The sequence below is a fragment of the Halorhabdus utahensis DSM 12940 genome (assembly GCF_000023945.1).
GTDB classification, from domain to species: Archaea; Halobacteriota; Halobacteria; order Halobacteriales; family Haloarculaceae; genus Halorhabdus; species Halorhabdus utahensis.
The window spans coordinates 1,479,117-1,497,172 of the sequence record NC_013158.1 but is presented as its reverse complement, the minus strand read 5'-3'; the positions used below and the strand labels follow the sequence as shown (position 1 = coordinate 1,497,172).

Here is an 18,056-nt window from a genome sequence, read left to right as displayed (position 1 = left end):
CGAGTAACTCGTCGGAAGATACATTCATTACCGTGGCTCCGGACCGTTCTATCATGCGCAGGAGAGGTGAGTCGAGCCCCCGATGATCGACGGGTTGCTGATCGGTGCCCGGTTCTGGTACCTGGCGATCTTCGGCTTCTCTGCGGTCGCCACGTTCGTCAGTGCGGTCCGAGTCAACCGGATCGCCGAGGGCGACACCCGACGGGGTCTGGTCGCGCTCTTGCTCACCAGCGGCGGGTGGGCACTTGCCCACGTCGGCTACCTGGCGACAGCCGACGAGCAACTGGGCGTGTTCCTCTACCAGATCGGCCTCGTCGTCGGGTTGAGTACGATCGGTGGCTGGCTGTACTTCTGTTCGGCCTTTACCGGCCGGTCGCTCCACCGCGACCCACGGATCCGGCAGATATCGCTCACCGTCTTCCTCGCGATCGTCGCCGTAAAGCTCACCAATGACTTTCACGGCCTGTACTTCTCGAGTGAAGTCGTATCGACGCCGTTTCCCCACGTCGCGATCGCGAGCACTACGTTACACTGGACGGTCATGGCCGGCAGTTACGCGCTGGCGACGGTCGGATACTTCATGCTCTACGAGCGCTTCCGACACGTCAGCCACGACTCGCGGCCGCTGCTCGCCCTCCTCGGGCTGACGGCCCTGCCGGTCGGCTTCGACGTGCTGGGGATGCTCGTTCCCGGTCTGATGGAGATAACTTACGAGCCGGTCGGCGTCGCGGCCTTCGCCGTCGGGCTCTCGTTCGTCTACTTCGAGCGCTTCCGGACGATCAGGCTGGCCGGCGATCGGGACGATCCCGTGATCGTCCTCGACGCAGACGATCGGATCCAGGATTACAACCGCGCGGCCACGCGACTGGTCCCCGCCCTGGACGACCGGTCGGTGATCGGCGACCGCTTTGCTGACGTCGCCCCGCGGTGTGCGGAGAAAATCGCGACGGATGACCCGCTCGTCACGGTCTACCGGGACGGCGAGACGCGGTACTACCGCGTCACCGAACAGCAGTTCTCGGCCTCCCAGTCCTCGCTGGGACGGGCCCTCGTCTTCACCGACGAGACCCATCGCGAACAGTACCGCAAGGAGCTCGAACGACAAAACGACCGGCTGGATTCCTTCGCCAGCATGCTCTCTCATGACCTGCGGAACCCGCTGAACGTCGCCCAGGGCCGGCTCGAACTTGCTCGTGACGAACACGATAGCGAACACCTCGTGGCGGCAAACGACGCTCTCACCCGCATCGAGACGCTCATCGAGGACGTCCTCCAGCTCGCCCGCCAGGGCCAGCCCGTCGAGGAGACCGACCGCGTCAGCCTCGGGGCGATCGCCCGGGACGCCTGGGGAATGGTCGAGACGGCCGAGGCGGAACTGGTCGTCGACTCCGATCACGATGTCGAGGCCGATCCGGACCGCCTCCAGCGGCTGTTCGAGAACCTCTTCCGGAATTCTATCGAACACGGCGGCGAGGACGTCACCGTCACGGTCGGCGCACTCGATGACACGGAGGGCTTTTTCGTCGTCGACGACGGACGCGGTGTCCCCGAAGAAGAACGTGACCAGGTCTTCGAGTCGGGCTACAGCACCGCGGAGGACGGCACCGGGTTCGGGCTCTCGATCGTCGAGCAGATCGTCGCCGCTCACGAGTGGACGATCGACCTCGCGGACGTCGAGACGGGAACGCGATTCGAGATCCGGACGTGAGCGCGAGTATTTAAGTGAATCGACGGGCGTCGGACGGGTGGCTGACGAACCTATTTGTCGATGCCGTCCGCCGATCTTGCATAATGAACGACGTTCTATCGGACCTCGAAGAAGTGACCGTCGAGTTCGACGAGGAGACCATCGAGGTGCTGGACGAGAAGGCCTTCCGGGATCACCGGGACAACCGCGAGGCCGCGATTCGGGAGCTGTTGGACCAGTGGTTGAAAGAGCGCGAGGAGTGACCGCGAGTACGGCGGCCGATTCGTTCAGTGCAGTGCCGATCGTGGCGGTCTGGATAGCGTGAACGGTCTCTCCAGTGGTCATCCAAGCCGTTCGATCTGCTCGGTGAGGTACTCCCGAAGAGACGTGACCGTTCCTGTTGAGATCGACGACTCGCCGAAATCACTCCGATACCCGTGTCGCAGTCCGTCACTTGCGAGAACTTCCTTCCCCCGTTCGAGTTGTTCTTTGCGTGCCTGTTCGTCCCCTCGGTGCAGATGGGGCGTTACCGCCTCCAGACGGACCTCTTCGGCCACTGCGAGGACGTCCCGGAGATCCGTCTCGCGTCCGCTGTGGAGCTTCGTCGCGACGAGGACGGTGCCGTCGACGACGTTTGCGGACGTGGTCATCGTTCCGCCACTGATCTCGCGTCGGTGACTGTGTTCGGAGAGGTACTCGAACGACCACTGGGCTTCAGTTTGCCGACAACCGAGGCCGTTGACCAGCAGATCGAAGCCGATCGGCTGTCTGGGCGCGAGTCGTTTCTCGAACTCCCTGACTTCGGTGTCGTAGATCCAGTGCTTCGAATGACTGTCCGTTTGTTCGAACCCTCGCTCCTCAAGAAATTCGACGAACTCGTCCACCGCGTCCGGCGGAGCGACGATATCGAGGTCCGTCGAAAAGCGGGCGTTGAATACCGACACTGCATACCCACCGACGAGCACGTACGAGAGATCGCTCTCCTGGAGGTCTGCGAGGAGTGAGACCAGCGCATCACTACGATCGCCGAGGCTCATGGCTGGGCCCGTTCACCTTCCCGGTAAGCGACACCGAGGTCGAGATCCTCGTACAGCCGATCGAGCATCGCGAGTGCCGACTGGAACTGCGCTGAGTGCTCACGCATGTACGTGACCGTTTCTGCCCGGGGGATCACTGGATACCCTTCAACGTATTCGCTGTCGAGGGACGGACGCGGTTCGAGAACGACCTGCAGTGGTCCCTGCACTGCCTCGCTGGGCTGGCGTTCGAGCGCGGTCGGCAACCCGAACGAATCGAAAAAGGTCTCCCAGTTGTCGATATCCCGTTCACGGACGGCGACGAACAGCGGGTAGTCGTCGGGCTCGCGGGCGACCTGGTAGCCGCCGTGTGTCCAGACGTAGACGGCGTCGATCCGGGTGAACGCGAACGGCCAATCGCCGAACTGCGGGAGGACGTACGCCTCTTCGATCGATGGCGGACTGACGCGGGCGCTCGAAGCGAGTAGATCGCGGGCCGCTTCGCGGACATGGTGGTCCGGCAGGGTCAGGCCATCGTCGTAGCCGAGAAACCCCGCGTCTTCGAGCCGATTGACCGCTTGTCGGACCGTTTCGTATGGCCGCTGTATCCGTTGAGCGACTCGGCGAATCGAGTCGCCGTCCTCGGCCGCGAGGACGACCTGCGCCGCAGTTTCCCCGATAACCTCGTACATCTTATGGTTACCAGTAATTGGGTAATAGTTAAAAATTTTACTGAATGGCCGGTCGTTTGGCGATCTCTCGTTGACGAACATTGACTTCCTCCCCGCGCTGCAGCGCGAGTCTTTCTCCTCGATTCTCCGTAATTCCGTCGTGTCGCTTTCGGAACCCGCCACTGTCTTATTCGTCCCGCGAAAACCACACGCCATGAGTGACCTCCTCGTCACGGGCGGACGGGTTCTCCGTCCGGACATGACAGTCGAACGCGCGGACGTGCTCGTCGATCAGGACGCGGGCACGATCGAGGCCGTTGGCGATCCCGGCGGTGGCGACGACGAACTCGACGCCGAAGGCGGACTGATCATCCCGGGGCTCGTCAACGCCCACACCCACGTCGCGATGACGCTGCTCCGGGGACTGGCCGACGACAAGCCGCTGGACGCCTGGCTGCAAGAGGACATCTGGCCGGTCGAGGCCGAACTCACCCCTGAAGACATCCGCGTCGGTGCGGAACTCGGGCTGATCGAGATGATCAAGTCCGGCACGACGGCCTTATCGGACATGTACTTCGAGGTCGAAGAGATCGCCGAAGCGGTCGAGCAGGCCGGCGTTCGGGCACGGCTCGGCTATACTGCCGTGACTGTCGGCAAGGACGACGAGGGCGCCCGGGCGGACCTCGAACGGAGCCTCGAAGTCGCGCGGGAACTCGACGGTGCGGCCGACGGTCGGATTCGGACGACGTTTCAGCCACATTCGCTGACGACCGTCGGCGAGGAGTACCTCCGGGAGTTCGTCCCGCGGGCCAACGAGGCGGGGCTGGCGACGCATTTGCACGCCAACGAGACGCCCGAGGAGGTCGCCCCAATCGTCGAGGAACACGGCGTGCGTCCACTCGCCTATGCCGAGGACCTCGGACTCCTCGCCGGCGATACCTACGTCGCCCACGGCGTCCACGTCGACGACAGCGAGATCGACCTGCTGGTCGAGACCGACACCGGCGTCGCCCACTGCCCGGCCTCGAACATGAAACTCGCCAGCGGGATGGCCCCCGTTCAGGACATGCTCGAAGCCGGCGTCACCGTCGGCATCGGTACCGACGGCGCGGCCTCGAACAACGATCTCGACATGTTCGACGAGATGCGCGACGCGGCCATGCTCGGCAAGCTCGCCGCGAGCGATGCGAGCGCCGTCGATGCGGCGACCGTCGTCGAGATGGCGACGGCAAACGGTGCCGAGCTTCTCGGCTTCGATTCCGGCCGGATCGAGGTCGGCGCGAACGCCGATCTGGCAGTTCTTGACCTCGAATCGCCGCATCTCACACCGGCCCACGATCTGGTCTCACACCTGGCGTACGCCGCCCGCGGCTCGGACGTTCGTCACACTGTCGCCGACGGCCAGGTGCTCATGCGCGACCGGGAGGTAACTGTCTTCGACGAGGACAGTGTCCGTGAGACGGCCGTCGACCACGCCGACGCGCTGGTCGACCGTGCGACCTGATCGTCGTCGCCCGGGTGACCATTCTGTCATTGAATACTTGAGTGACGAGCAAGAATAGAACGCTGTAAAACTATTCTAAACAGTATAAACGATTCAGCGGGCGCTATTTCGATCGGCAAACACTCCCGAACGGAGTGAACGGCTCTCGGGGTATATCTTCCCGTAGTCCCGAGTGAGAGATGTGATGAATCAAAAGCTAACTGCCGTCGCCCTGGCCGCGCTAATGGTCGTCTCGGTGGCCGCTCCTGCGGTGGCTGCCGATGGCGGCCTCGCGGTCTCGGTGACACAGGCCGGTAACAACGCGGACGTGACGATTTCGGTGACTGACAACGGGACAGCCGTCTCGAACGCCACCGTCGACGTGAGCGTCGCGACGGACGACGCCGACGAGGATCTCAACGAGACGGACGAGGAACTCAACGAGACAGAAGATGACCTGAACGAGACGGAGGAAGAGGAGACGGAGGAAGAAGAGGAGACTGAGGAAGAAGAGACGGAAGAAGAGGAGACTGAGGAAGAAGAGACGGAAGAAGAGGAGACTGAGGAAGAAGAGACGGAAGAAGAGGAGACTGAGGAAGAAGAGACGGAAGAAGAGGAGACTGAGGAAGAAGAGACGGAAGAAGAGGAGACTGAGGAAGAAGAGAACGACACGTACGCGGGCGCTGGGACGTACACGACGGATGAAAACGGTACCGTCGCCCTTCCGGCTCCCGAGACCGAGATGCCCGTCGAGGTCACGGCGACGGTCGGGAACCGGACTGCGACGACGACCGTCGCGCTCGAAGCGGCCGACGCCGGCGATGACGACGCGTTCGGCCAGCAAGTGAGTGCGTTCGTCCAGGAGATGCTCGCTGGTGGCGGCGCTGGCCCCGGCTTCGGACAGGCAGTCGCCGACTTCGTGACCGAGAACAACCCCGGCAACGATAACCGCCCCGACCACGCCGGGCCGCCCGGCGACGCTGGTCCCCCCGCTGACGCCGGTCCCGGAATGAGCGACGACGGCAACGAGACTGACGACGACCGACGCGGTCCGCCCGAACACGCCGGTCCGGACGGCAACGAGACTGACGACCGCGGTCCGTCCCAGGCTGGCGATCAGGAGCCGGATCGTGATCAGGACCGTGACGCGACCGACGCAGACGATGACGCAGACGAGGAACGTGAAGAGGCGGACGCTGACGAGGAGGACGCTGACGAGGAAAAAGAAGCCGACGAAGAGGACACTGATGCGGACGAAAACAACGACCGACGCGGCCCGCCCGCACACGCCGGTCCCGGACGATAACGCTGACATCGAATTACCGTGTTGGCTGCTGAACCGCTGCGATCGAAATTTTCCGGCTGTGATTGAGTTCGGGACCGCTGAGATTTGGCTTTTGAGCGTCCGTTCGGTCGACGCTTCGGTAGCGTTTTCCCGCCGTGTGTCGATACTTCATTCATGAGTCAACCGATTACCGAGCGGGTCGAGGATCCCGATGGAAAGCGAGCGTCGGGCCGCCGCAAGATCGACTGGGCGCGCGAGCACATGCCGATCGTGGCCGCCCTGCGCGAGGAGTTCGAGGCCGAACAACCCCTGGCGGGCGAGACGATCGGGATGGCAATGCACGTCGAGGCGACGACGGCCGTCCTGACCGAGGCGCTGGCCGCCGGCGGGGCCGAGGTCGCCATCACCGGGTGTAACCCGCTGTCGACCCACGACGACGTGAGCGTCGCTCTCGATGCCAACGACTTGATCACGTCCTACGCCGAGCGCGGCGTCGAGGACGAGGCCTACTACGGTGCGATCGACGCCGTCCTCTCCCACGAGCCGACGATCACCATCGACGACGGTGCCGATCTCGTGTTCCGCGTCCACGAGGAGTACCCCGAACTCATCGACTCCATCGTCGGCGGCTGTGAGGAGACGACCACCGGCGTCCACCGCCTGCGGTCGATGGACGACGACGGCGCGCTGGAGTACCCGATGTTCGCCGTCAACGATACGCCGATGAAGCGACTGTTCGACAACGTCCACGGGACGGGCGAGGCCAGCCTGGTCTCGATCGAACTCACGACGAACCTCTCGATCGCCGGCAAGACGGTCGTCGTCGGCGGGTTCGGCCAGTGTGGAAAGGGCGTCGCGATGAAGGCACGCGGGATGAACGCCGACGTTATCGTTACCGAGGTCGAGCCTCGACAGGCACTTGCGGCCCATATGGAAGGGTTCCGTGTCATGCCGATGGTCGAGGCCGCAAGCGAGGGTGACATCTTCGTGACGACGACGGGCAACCGCGACGTCATCACGCGTGACGCCTTCGAGAACATGCAGGACGGCGCCGTCCTTTCGAACGCCGGGCACTTCGACGTCGAGATCGACCTCGAGACGCTCGAAGACATGGCCGAGAACACCTTCGAGGCCAGAGACGGCGTTCGCGGGTACGAACTCCCGGACGGTCGCCAACTGAACGTCCTCGCCGAGGGACGTCTGGTGAATCTGGCGTCGCCGGTCGCGGAGGGTCACCCCGTCGAAGTCATGGACCAGAGCTTCGCGATCCAGGCCGTTTCAGCCCGTGAAATGGTCGAGAACGGTGAGGAGTACGGGGCCGGCGTCCACAACGTCCCCGACGAACTGGACAAGGAAGTCGCCGAGATCAAACTCGACGCCGAGGGCGTCGAGATCGACGAGTTGTCGCCCGAACAGCGCGAGTACATGGACTCCTGGCAACACGGGACGTGAGTGACGACGGCTGCCCGGTCGCAACTCTGTATTCCGGCTCTTCTGTGGTTCCCGTTTTCGCCCTGGATCCGCGCTCGACTGCGTCTCGGATTGGCTCCTGGAACATTTCAGACTGACAGTACCCGCCGACGCTTCCAGACCGTCAGCAACCCCCGCCATCGACAGACCGCCACCACGGTCGGGCGCTGCTGTGGGAACGTTCGCCCACCGCTGCCCGCGACTTTATATATCAGACTGCTCCCACTCGAATGCATGTCAACGGTGACAGATGCTCAGGGGAGGACACGGGAGCAACGGTCGAGTAAGATCGGGTTTGTCAGCGTCCTGACCGCCTTCTACGCGATCGTGACGTTGTTGAGTGGGGCGTTCGTGGTCGCTGCCCTGCTGTTCGGCGGTCGCTATCTCCTCTACGGCGTCCAGAATGTGTTGATCGTGATCGCACTCATGGCCTTTCTGTTCAGCGGTCTCTTCGCCGCCGTCGCCTACTGTCTCTGGAAACGAACCCCTCGAAGCCGCATGCTCGGATACGCTGTACACGTCCCGTCGTTGGTCGGGCCGATCCCGATCCTCCTCGTCGGTAACTTCTGGGTGGCGCCGTCCATAGTGCTGTCTGGCATGGCGATTTACTTCCTCTACGACGAGGGTGGCGCGTTCCAGTGACGGAGTGGACAACAGGCGACGCGGTACGCGATTCACGACGAGGATCGTCAGGGTGAAACTGGCGGTCTGACGCCCGAAAAGCAGCGAATATTGGATTCTGCGAGGACGGAATCTATTGGCCGTCAAGAGTTACCTTCTTGGCCCTGCTGGTCGACCGGACAGTCACATGAGCGACCAGGGGGATCGAGCGATCCACGTCCTCTACGTCCAGGCCGATACCGAGGTCGCCGAGGAGACGAAAACGGCACTGGAGCGCGAGAGTGATCGGATCACGGTCCTGCCCGTTCCGACGCCACAGGCGGGGCTAGTTCAGCTCGATTCCGGCCGTTTCGACTGTGTTCTCAGTGACCACCACCTCTCGGGGATGGACGGGACCGAGTTGCTGACACTCGTCCGCGAGCGTCACGGAGATGTTCCGTTCGTATTGTATACCGATGCGGGGAGTGAGTCTGTCGCCAGTGAGGCCATCGCCGCCGGTGTCGACGACTATGTCATTCGACAGCCAGAGCAGTACGACCGGCTCGCCGACCGAATCGAAGAAGCAGTCCGGAACGCCGAAACGGATTCCCAACAGCCCGCGGATCTCCTCGAAGACAAGGCGAACCTCCTCGACCAGCTCTTCGAGCAACTCCCCGTTTCACTCTACGTGAAGGATACGGATGGGCGACACCTGTACATGAGTGACTACGACGTCGCTCCGGGGGCAGTCCTGGGAAAGACTGACCGGGAGATCTACGGCGACGACGAGTTCGCCCAGGAGGCTGCCCGAGACGACTGTCGGGTTATCGAGACGGGCGAACCGATCATCAACAAGGAGGAGTACAACGAGGACAACGGCGAGTGGACGCTCACCTCCAAAGTGCCGTGGTACGGCGAGGACGGCGAGATCAACGGACTCATCGGCGTTACCCGGTTCATCACCGAGAAAAAAGAGTACGAGCGGGAGATCGAACGCAAGAACGAACGCTTAGAGAAGTTCGCTTCGGTCATCTCTCATGACCTTCGCAACCCATTGACTGTCGCGGCGGGCAACGTCGACTTGCTTCGCCAGGAATCCGACGATAGCCGGCTGGAACGTATCGGGGCTGCACTCGACCGCATGGATGCACTGATCGCGGACATTCTCGAACTTGCCCGTCAGGGCCAGTCGGCGATCGATCCCCAACCCGTGTCCCTGGCGGCACTCGCCCGTGAAGCCTGGGAGACTGTCGAAACGAGCGACGTCGAACTCGATATCGCTGGCGATCTCCGGTTCCATGGCGACCACCAGCGCGTGCTCGAACTCCTCGAGAACCTCATGCTCAACGCCTGTGAACACGCCGACCCGGAGACGATCACTGTTGGGCCGCTGGCGGATGCGACGGGATTTTACGTCGCCGACGACGGATCGGGTATTCCCGAAGACATGTGCGGGGACATTTTCCGGCTCGGGTTCACCACTGGAGAGAACGGAACGGGCTTCGGACTGGCGATCGTCTCGGAGATCGCCGAGGGCCACGACTGGACGGTTACGGCCACCGAAAGTGAGTCCGGCGGCGCACGCTTCGAGATCACCGGCGTCGAGTCGTGCTAGCTGGTCGGTCGAACAGGGGGCTGTTAGCTGTCGGCGTCGCCCTCTCCGTCATACCACTCGGCGAAGGCGTCCAGGGCACGTCCGCGGTGGGAGTATTCGTTCTTCTCGTCGGGATCCCTCTCGGCGAAGGTGCGGTCGTCGTACTCGAAGATCGGATCGTAGCCGAACCCGCCCTCGCCCCGGGGCGCGACGATCTGGCCGTCGACTCGCCCCTCAAAGATCGCAACCGGCGGGTCGCCGTCCCGGATGGTCGGGGCGGAACCGAACGCGGAGCCGTCACAGTAGGCGATCAGCGACCGGAAGGCGGCGGCGTGATCGGCCTCGGGTTCCGTGAGCCGCCAGATGCGTTCGATCCCCAGCGTGTCCTCGACGTACGCGGAGTAGGGACCGGGAAAGCCATCGAGTGCGTCGACGAACAGCCCCGAGTCCTCGACCATCACGGCTTCGCCGACTTCGCGGTAGGCTTCCCGTGCCCCGTGAGCGGCGATCGCTCCCAGGTCGTGGCTCTGGATCTCGGTGTAGTCGAAGGAGAACTGCGTCACGTCGTCGTCGAGTGCCGCCCGTGCCTCTCGAAGCTTCCCGTCGTTGCCGGTCACGAACCGAAGCATAGCCAGGGTGAGGCTCCCCGCTCAAAAAGGGGCGTCGGTCCGGGAGTGGCCCACGCCGTCACGCCGTTATCAGGCGTCCCGTGAGCCACGCCGCTGTCTGGCGTCCCGTCAGTTACTCCACCATCACTTCGACCGGCTCGCTGTCTTCGTCCTCGGCGTCGGTATCGACGTCGCCCTCCTCACCGGACTGTTGCTGGTAGAGCAGGAGGCCGGCGACGCCGAGGACGAGCCACGATCGCCAGTTCGCCAGATTGAGCGTATAGCCGACGCCGAAGGGCTTCTTCGTGAGCATGCCCTCTCCCGGCTGCCAGTACGCGGAGAGCAGTCGCTTCATGCTCGGCCGCTCGAAGTTGTACGGGATACCGAAGATCTCGCCCGTCTGTGGTTTTTCGGACATACATTTCCGTACGACTGGATCCGTTAAGACGTTTGTCCCGGCGCGTGCTGAGTCGGGTCGCGCTCGACACCGTTCTTAAGGCACTGGCTCGCCAATCCCCTCTCATGCGACGTTTCCGGATCGGCAGCGCGTTCGGAATCCCGATACAGCTAGACCTGACTTTCCTGCTTGTCCTCCCGCTTTTCGCCTGGATCATCGGCTCACAGGTCGGACAGTCGGTCGAGTTGATGAATGACATCTGGGGGGCGGGCATTCCGGTCGGTCCGCTCGCCACCGGACAGCTCCCCTGGGTGCTCGGCGCCACGGCGGCGGTGGGGCTGTTCACCGGCGTCGTCCTCCACGAACTCGGCCACTCGGTGGTGGCGATGCGGTATGGCTTCCCCATCTCGTCGATCACGCTGTGGCTGTTCGGCGGGATCGCCCAGCTCGATGAGATGCCCGAGGACTGGAAACAAGAGCTGTTCATCGCGCTGGCCGGCCCGATCGTCAGTGTCGCGCTGGCGGGACTCTCCTACGCGGGCTTTCTGCTCGTGCCGACGGGGGATGCCGTCGGGATCGCCTCCGTGAAGTTCCTGCTCGGATACCTCGCGCTGATGAACTTCGCGCTGGCGATATTCAACATGCTGCCCGGATTTCCGATGGACGGGGGCCGGGTCCTCCGGGCGCTGCTGGCCCGCAATCGCCCCTTCGCCCAGGCGACCCAGATCGCCGCCGAGGTCGGCAAGCTCTTTGCCCTCCTGCTTGGCCTGTTCGGCCTGTTCGGCGGGGGCGGACTGTTCCTGGTCGCGATCGCCTTCTTCATCTACATCGGCGCGTCCAGCGAGGCCCAGATGACGACGATGAAGGCCGCCTTCGAGGGCGTGTCCGTTCGGGACGTGATGACGCCTGCCGACCGCGTCCAGACCGTCGATCCCGACCTCTCGGTCGCCGAGCTGATGGAGTTGATGTTCCGCGAGCGCCACACCGGGTTTCCCGTCGTCGATAGCGGACGGGTCCTCGGTCTGGTTACGCTGGAAGATGCCCGCGCGGTCCGGGAAGTCGAACGGGAAGCGTTCAGGACCGAGGAAGTGATGACGACGGATCTCCGGACGATCCATCCCGACGAGAACGCGATGACGGCCCTGACCAGGATGCAGGAGCACAACATCGGCCGCCTGATCGTCATGGAGGACGACGAGTTCGTCGGGTTGCTCACCCGATCGGACCTGATGACGGCACTCTCGATCATCAAGGAGAGCGGTCGCGACACCGCGATGAGCGGGCGGGCGCTCAACGGTGGCGTCCCGACGACAATGTCGCATGACGAACGGGCGGGTCAGGACGATCGCCGTTTCGAGGACTGAGCCGGCCTAAGCCCGGACCTGAGCTGGCTCACACGGGGAGTGAGATGCTACTGGCCGGCTCACCGCGTCGCGCATCGCGAACGGTAAGTCGCGTCACCGTCCAGGTGATCGGGTCGATCGACCGCTCGACGAGCCGGTTGATCCGCTCGTCATCGCCACCCCGGGCGATCGTGACGTGTGGGCTGTATTCGTCGCCTTCCAGCCCCTCGACCGGGGAGAACAGGTCGACGAGTCGTCCGTGAACCCGGCGGAGTTCGGGGCTCTCGACAGTAAGGTAAACAACCGGCGCGGGACCGTTTGTCGGATTAGCGAAATAATCGACCCCGGTCACCTGCGCTTCGAATGGCGGTTGCCCGGTCAGGTATTCGCGCACCTGGGCCTGGATTCGCGGGACCGACCGATCTTGCCCGAGGCGCTTCAGCACCAGCGTGTGCTCGCCGCGCGTTCGCTCCTGGGCCCGTGGCACGTCGTGGGCCAGTTCACTCGCCAATCGGGCGACTGACGAGGGAACCGGGACGTTCAGGCTGTACACGTCTCTCCTGCAGGTTCGATGGGAAATAAGCGACTCGATCGATCAGATCCGGTCGAGCAACCACAGCACGATCAGGACGACGATAATCAGCCCCAGCAGCGGTCGGAACGGACCGAGGAGCCATGCGATCCCATCGATGACCATTCCGACGATTTCGAGGACGATCAGGACGACTACCAGCAGGAGGACAATCTTCAGCAGGTCTTCGACGTCGAGGCTCATGTAGCTCACTTCACACGCAACCCCAATAGGCGTTGTGGCGGATCGCTGGATCGGACGTCCCGGGGATTCTATGGCCCGTGACCCACTCACACGCCGGCTCCAACCCGGAAGATATTAGTATCGCTTACCGGATATTCCGGGGTACATGACGCCGATCCGCCGGTCCGACGCGAGCGTGGCCGCGACCGGCGGGTCCGTCTTCCTTCTCCGACGCCGACGACCGGGCCGTTAGGCCCGAATACATTCACCTCAGACTGGTTTCGTCTCATTTCATTGCCGCCCACCGTCGGGTTCCGGGGCGGTCATCTCTCACCCGACAGTCACCACACCCATGACACAACAGGACGGAAACGGCACAGTCGCGCTCGCCTTCTCCGGCGGGCTCGACACCACAGTCTGCGTACCGCTGCTCAAGGAAGAATACGGCTACGACGACGTCATCGGCGTCACGGTCGACGTGGGCCAGCCCGACTACGAGTTCGACGAGGCCGAGGAGACCGCCGAGGCCCTCGGGCTTGACCACTACGTCGTCGACGCCCGCGAGGCGTTCGCCGACCTCTGTCTGCAGGCCGTCGAGGCCAACGCCGACTACCAGGGCTATCCGCTCGGGACCGCCCTCGCGCGGCCGGTCATCGCCGAGGGGATCGCCGATGTCGCCAGAGAACAGGGCTGTAGCGCGCTCGCTCACGGCTGTACCGGGAAGGGCAACGACCAGTTGCGCTTCGAGGCCGTCTGGCGCGACACTGACATGGACGTCATCGCACCGATCCGCGAACTCGGCCTGACTCGGGAGTGGGAGAACGAGTACGCCGAGGAGAAGGGCCTGCCCGTCGAGGGCGGGGCCGGCGGCCGGTACTCCATCGACACGAACCTCTGGAGTCGCTCGATCGAGGGCTCGGAACTCGAAGACCCGGCGACGATCCCCGAGGACGACATTTACCTCTGGACCGAGAATCCATCCGGCAAGGAGGCCGAACTCGTCGAGATCACCTTCGAGGACGGCACCGCCGTCGCCGTCGATGGCGAGGAACTCGGCTCGGTCGAACTCATCGAGGAACTCAACGAACGCGCCGGTGCCCACGGGATCGGCCGCACAGACATGATGGAAGACCGGATGCTCGGCCTGAAGGTTCGGGAGAACTACGAGCATCCCGCCGCGACGGTCCTGCTCACGGCCCACGAAGCCCTGGAAGGACTCGTCCTCACCGCCGAGGAGCGCCAGTTCAAGACCACGATCGACCAGCGCTGGTCCGAGAAGGCCTACGAGGGACTGATCGACGCGCCGCTGATGAAGGACCTCGAAGGATTCATCGACGAAACCCAGACTCGTGTCACCGGGACGGTGACCGTCAAACTCGAAGGTGGCCACACCAGAGCCGTCTCGCGTGAATCCGACTACGCCGTCTACAGCGAGTCGGCGGCCTCCTTCAACGAGGAGGACGTGACCGGCGGGATCACGCAGGACGACGCCACGGGCGTCGCAAAGTATCACGGGTTCCAGTCGCGCCTGGCCAAGCGCGTGACCGAATCGCTTGACGAGGAGTGAGCCATGAGCGAGGAACCCACGGCGAACGGCGACGAAGACGGCGGTGAGGACGGCAGCGAGGGCGTCGTCCGCCGGGACCGTTTCAGCGGCGGCCCCGCCCGGGGGTTCCTCTCGTCGCTTTCGGCCGACGAGCGCATCTTCGCCGCCGACCTCGCGGTCGACCGCGCCCACGTCGTGATGCTCGCCGAGCAGGGGATCGTCGAGGCCGACACTGCCGGCGAGATCCTGGCTGCCCTCGAGGAGATCGAGGATGCCGGCCACGACGCGCTGTCCGAGGGCGAGGACGTCCACGAGGCTATCGAGACGGCCGTCATCGAGCGCGCCGGTCCCGACGGCGGTCGGATGCACACCGCCCGTTCGCGCAACGACGAGGTGGCGACCTGCATTCGGTACCGCCTGCGTGCGGATCTCCTCGACGCCATCGAGGCGACCCTGGAGGCTCGCGGCGCGCTCATCGAGACTGCCGAGGCCGAACGTGAGACGGTGATACCGGGGTTCACCCACCTCCAGCCGGCCCAGCCGACGACCGTCGCTCACTGGGCGCTGTCCTACGAGCGCGCGCTGGCTCGCGAGACGGCCCGCCTGCTCGACGCGTACGATCGCACGAATCAATCACCGCTCGGCGCGGCCGCATTCGCGGGCACACCCTTCGACATCGACCGCGAGCGGACGGCCGACCTGCTGGGCTTCGAGGGAACGATGGCCAACGCGATGGACGCCGTCTCCGCGCGGGATTTCCTCGTCGAATCGACGGCAGCGCTGGCGACCCTGGCGACGACGCTGTCGGGGCTTGCCGAGGATGTCGTGATCTACGCGAAGTCGGGCTACGTCGAGGTGGACGACGCCTACGCCTCGACGTCCTCGATCATGCCACAGAAGAAGAACCCCGACACGCTCGAACTCGTCCGCGCTCGCGCGGGCGACGCCGCGGCGGGCCTCAACGGCCTGCTGACGACCTTGAAAGGACTGCCACGGGCCTACAATCGCGACCTGCAGCGCGCCGGCGGCCACGCCTGGCGCGCGATCGACGGCGTCAGCGAGGCCACCGAGGTCGCCGCCGGCGCGATCGCCACGGCAGAGTGGAACGACGAGGCACTCGCCGACGCAGCGGGCGAGGGCTTCTCGACGGCGACGGGCGTCGCCGACGCGCTGGCGATGGCCGGCGTCCCGTTCCGGACGGCCCACGAGGTCGTCGCGAGCGCGGCCGAAGTCGCCGGCGACGACGCGGATTTTGATGCGCTGGACGCCGCCGCGCGCGACACGCTCGGTGAATCGCTGACAGCGTACGTCGACCGTGAGACGATCGAAGCCGCACTCGATCCCGCCGAGAGCGTCGCGAGTCGCGACTCGGCGGGAGGCCCAGCACCGGAAGCCGTCGCCGAGCAGATCGCGAGCGCACGGGATGACCACGCGGCCGACAGCGATACACTGGCCGAGCGCCGGACGGCGATCGACGACGCGGCCGAGAAGCTACAGGCGGAGGTGGAGACGTATGTCTGAGACGATTGCGACAGCGAATGGGATAACACGGAGCATACACGAGATGACCACGACACACTGCACTGAATCGCGCCACCTGCCCACTGTCGGCGGCGGGTTCCCAACAGCATCGAACGCGCTGGCCCCCGAATCAGGAGGTGTGGGCGCGTGAACGTCGGGATCCTCTACTCGCGCATCCGTCAGGACGAAAAACTCCTCCTCTCGGAGCTTCGCGAGCGCGACCACGAGGTGACGAAGATCGACGTGCGCAAGCAGCGCTTCGGCCTCGACTCACCGCCCGAGGCCTTCGAGGACGTCGATATCGTCCTCGATCGCTGTCTGGCGACCAGCCGGAGCCTCTACGCGACGGAGTTCCTCTCAGCCTACGATATTCCGGTCGTCAACACCCACGAGACGGCCGAGACCTGCGCCGACAAGGTGACCAACAGCCTCGCGCTGCAGCAGGCCGGCGTCCCGACGCCGACGACGGAGGTCGCGTTCACCAAGGACACCGCCCTCGAAATCATCGAGGACTTCGGCTATCCGTGCGTGCTCAAGCCCGTCATCGGCTCCTGGGGTCGCCTGATGGCCAAGATCGACACCCGCGACGCCGCCGAGGCCATCCTCGAGCACAAGGCGACGCTGGGGCACTACGAGCACAAGGTCTTCTACGTCCAGGAGTTCGTCGAGAAACCGGGGCGAGACATCCGTGTGCTGGCGACCGACGGCGAGCCGGTCGGGGCGATGGTTCGCTCGTCGGATCACTGGCTGACCAACGCCGCGAAAGGCGCTGAGACCGATGCCTTCGAACTCGACGACCGTGCCAAGGAGTTGGTTGCCGAGGCCAGCGAAGCCGTCGGCGGCGGGCTGTTGGGTATCGACTTGATGGAGACAGGAGAAGACGGGGACGGGAATCCGACGGGCTACACCGTCCACGAGGTCAACCACACCGTCGAGTTCAAGGCACTGAACGACGCTGTCGAGACGGACGTCCCCGGCCAGGTCGTCGACTGGCTGGAGACGAAAGCGGGGGTGAGCGAGTGATGAACGCCAACGAGGGCGAACCGTCGTTGACCGCTTCCGTCGTCGGCGCGAGCGGGTTCACCGGCGGCGAACTCCTGCGGTTGCTCGCCGGGCACCCCGACTTCGAGATCGCCCAGGCCACGAGTCGCTCGAAGGAAAACAAGACGATCGGCCACGTCCACCCGAACCTCCGGGGGCTGGACCTGCGCTTTAGCTCGCCCGAGGACCTGAAGTCGGTGGATGTCCTGTTCGCGGCGACGCCCCACGGCGTCTCGATGGACCACATCGACGCGTTTCAGGACGCTGCCGACACGGTTGTCGACCTCTCGGCGGACTTCCGCCTGGATTCGGAAGCGCAGTACGACGAGTGGTACGACGGCCATAGCCGGCCGGAACTACTGGCCGACGCCGAGTACGCGCTGCCGGAACTCAACCGCGAGAATCTTGCTGACGCAGATTTGATCGCCTCCGGCGGCTGTAACGCCACGGCGACGATCCTCGGGCTGCTCCCGCTGTTCGAGCATGATGTCCTCTCCGGGGACGAGCAGATCGTGGTCGACGTGAAAGTCGGCTCGTCGGAAGGTGGCGCGGGCGGCGGTGAAGCGTCGAGCCATCCCGAGCGCTCGGGCGTCGTCCGCCCCTATGCGCCGACGGGCCATCGCCACGAGGCCGAGATCGAGCAGTTCCTCGGCGTCGACGTCTCGTTTACCGTCCACGCCGTCGAGATGATCCGCGGCGCGAGCGCCACTATCCACGCGTTTCCCGAGGAGCCGGTTTCGAAGGGCGACCTCTGGGGCGCGTATCGCGGCTCGTACGAGGACGAGCCGTTCGTCCGGATGGTCGCCGGCGGCGGTGGCGTCTATCGCTACCCCGAACCGAAGGCCGTTGCGGGCTCGAACTACGCCGAGGTCGGCTTCGAGTTGGACCCTGGAAACAAGCGCCTGGTCGTCTTCTCGGCCATCGACAACATGATGAAGGGGTCGGCCGGCCAGGCCGTCCACGCGGCCAACATCGCGCTCGGCTTAGAGGAGACCGCCGGACTGGAGTTCGCGGGGATGCACCCGGTGGGATCGCCATGA

19 protein-coding genes are annotated in these 18,056 nt (G+C 64.5%); 13 read left to right on the top strand and 6 right to left on the bottom strand.

The genetic code is table 11. The features are described 5' to 3' along the window. Positions 1-82 precede the first annotated feature (82 nt). Both HUTA_RS07405 and HUTA_RS15045 read left to right on the top strand, forming a co-directional pair. On the top strand, positions 83-1,708 hold the full coding sequence (locus HUTA_RS07405) for a sensor histidine kinase (RefSeq protein WP_015789268.1): 1,626 nt from the start codon (positions 83-85) through the stop codon (positions 1,706-1,708). An 83-nt stretch (positions 1,709-1,791) separates the two neighbouring features. After that, positions 1,792-1,950, top strand: a complete 159-nt coding sequence (locus tag HUTA_RS15045; RefSeq protein ID WP_015789267.1) for a ribbon-helix-helix protein, CopG family — start codon at positions 1,792-1,794, stop codon at positions 1,948-1,950. Positions 1,951-2,028: 78 nt separating this feature from the next. On the opposite strand, the gene HUTA_RS07400 is transcribed toward HUTA_RS15045, so the two are convergent. Beyond that, positions 2,029-2,724 carry a nucleotidyltransferase family protein gene (locus tag HUTA_RS07400; RefSeq protein ID WP_015789266.1) on the bottom strand — a complete coding sequence of 232 codons (696 nt, stop codon included), beginning with the start codon at positions 2,722-2,724 and terminating at the stop codon, positions 2,029-2,031. After that, positions 2,721-3,395 carry a helix-turn-helix domain-containing protein gene (locus HUTA_RS07395; RefSeq protein WP_049941235.1) on the bottom strand — a complete coding sequence of 225 codons (675 nt, stop codon included), beginning with the start codon at positions 3,393-3,395 and terminating at the stop codon, positions 2,721-2,723. The genes HUTA_RS07400 and HUTA_RS07395 overlap by 4 nt, the downstream gene beginning before the upstream one ends. A gap of 193 nt (positions 3,396-3,588) precedes the next feature. Here HUTA_RS07395 and HUTA_RS07390 point away from each other — a divergent pair, with 193 nt between their 5' ends. The 5 genes from HUTA_RS07390 (at position 3,589) to HUTA_RS07370 (ending at position 9,827) form a co-directional block, all read left to right on the top strand. Continuing rightward, positions 3,589-4,878, top strand: coding sequence for an amidohydrolase (locus HUTA_RS07390; protein WP_015789264.1), 1,290 nt, complete (start codon positions 3,589-3,591; stop codon positions 4,876-4,878). 184 nt (positions 4,879-5,062) lie between these two features. After that, complete coding sequence (locus HUTA_RS07385; RefSeq protein WP_015789263.1) at positions 5,063-6,163, top strand: surface glycoprotein; 1,101 nt, start codon at positions 5,063-5,065, stop codon at positions 6,161-6,163. Positions 6,164-6,316: 153 nt separating this feature from the next. After that, on the top strand, positions 6,317-7,594 hold the full coding sequence (locus tag HUTA_RS07380) for an adenosylhomocysteinase (RefSeq protein ID WP_015789262.1): 1,278 nt from the start codon (positions 6,317-6,319) through the stop codon (positions 7,592-7,594). A 252-nt stretch (positions 7,595-7,846) separates the two neighbouring features. Then, complete coding sequence (locus tag HUTA_RS07375) at positions 7,847-8,254, top strand: hypothetical protein (RefSeq protein WP_015789261.1); 408 nt, start codon at positions 7,847-7,849, stop codon at positions 8,252-8,254. Positions 8,255-8,420: 166 nt separating this feature from the next. Further along, positions 8,421-9,827 (top strand): sensor histidine kinase, encoded by a 1,407-nt coding sequence (locus tag HUTA_RS07370; RefSeq protein ID WP_015789260.1) that lies wholly within the window; start codon positions 8,421-8,423, stop codon positions 9,825-9,827. Positions 9,828-9,850: 23 nt separating this feature from the next. On the opposite strand, the gene rdgB is transcribed toward HUTA_RS07370, so the two are convergent. Then, the gene (gene rdgB, locus HUTA_RS07365) at positions 9,851-10,435 is read right to left on the bottom strand and encodes an RdgB/HAM1 family non-canonical purine NTP pyrophosphatase (RefSeq protein WP_015789259.1); all 585 of its coding nucleotides are present in this window, start codon (positions 10,433-10,435) and stop codon (positions 9,851-9,853) included. A gap of 112 nt (positions 10,436-10,547) precedes the next feature. Further along, on the bottom strand, positions 10,548-10,832 hold the full coding sequence (locus HUTA_RS07360; RefSeq protein WP_015789258.1) for a DUF5808 domain-containing protein: 285 nt from the start codon (positions 10,830-10,832) through the stop codon (positions 10,548-10,550). Between the two features lie 104 nt (positions 10,833-10,936). On the opposite strand from HUTA_RS07360, the gene HUTA_RS07355 reads away from it, so the two are divergent. Further along, positions 10,937-12,175 (top strand): CBS domain-containing protein, encoded by a 1,239-nt coding sequence (locus tag HUTA_RS07355; protein WP_015789257.1) that lies wholly within the window; start codon positions 10,937-10,939, stop codon positions 12,173-12,175. 28 nt (positions 12,176-12,203) lie between these two features. Here the strand turns inward: HUTA_RS07355 and HUTA_RS07350 are convergent, their stop codons facing one another. Continuing rightward, positions 12,204-12,707: a 2'-5' RNA ligase family protein gene (locus HUTA_RS07350; protein WP_015789256.1), complete on the bottom strand. Its 504-nt coding sequence runs from the start codon at positions 12,705-12,707 to the stop codon at positions 12,204-12,206. Between the two features lie 42 nt (positions 12,708-12,749). Then, a complete protein-coding gene (locus tag HUTA_RS07345) occupies positions 12,750-12,929 on the bottom strand; it encodes a DUF7554 family protein (protein WP_015789255.1) in 180 nt (59 codons plus the stop codon). Between the two features lie 331 nt (positions 12,930-13,260). Between HUTA_RS07345 and HUTA_RS07340 the strand changes: the two genes are divergently transcribed. From HUTA_RS07340 to argC, 5 genes are read left to right on the top strand one after another with little or no spacing between them, the layout of a single operon-like run. Next, positions 13,261-14,475: an argininosuccinate synthase gene (locus HUTA_RS07340; RefSeq protein ID WP_015789254.1), complete on the top strand. Its 1,215-nt coding sequence runs from the start codon at positions 13,261-13,263 to the stop codon at positions 14,473-14,475. Positions 14,476-14,478: 3 nt separating this feature from the next. After that, positions 14,479-15,975, top strand: a complete 1,497-nt coding sequence (gene argH, locus HUTA_RS07335) for an argininosuccinate lyase (protein ID WP_015789253.1) — start codon at positions 14,479-14,481, stop codon at positions 15,973-15,975. Beyond that, a complete protein-coding gene (locus HUTA_RS15570; RefSeq protein ID WP_015789252.1) occupies positions 15,968-16,126 on the top strand; it encodes a hypothetical protein in 159 nt (52 codons plus the stop codon). Before argH ends, HUTA_RS15570 begins: the two co-directional genes overlap by 8 nt. Then, the gene (gene lysX, locus HUTA_RS07330) at positions 16,123-16,998 is read left to right on the top strand and encodes a lysine biosynthesis protein LysX (RefSeq protein ID WP_015789251.1); all 876 of its coding nucleotides are present in this window, start codon (positions 16,123-16,125) and stop codon (positions 16,996-16,998) included. Before HUTA_RS15570 ends, lysX begins: the two co-directional genes overlap by 4 nt. Further along, positions 16,998-18,056, top strand: a complete 1,059-nt coding sequence (gene argC, locus HUTA_RS07325) for an N-acetyl-gamma-glutamyl-phosphate reductase (RefSeq protein ID WP_015789250.1) — start codon at positions 16,998-17,000, stop codon at positions 18,054-18,056. Before lysX ends, argC begins: the two co-directional genes overlap by 1 nt.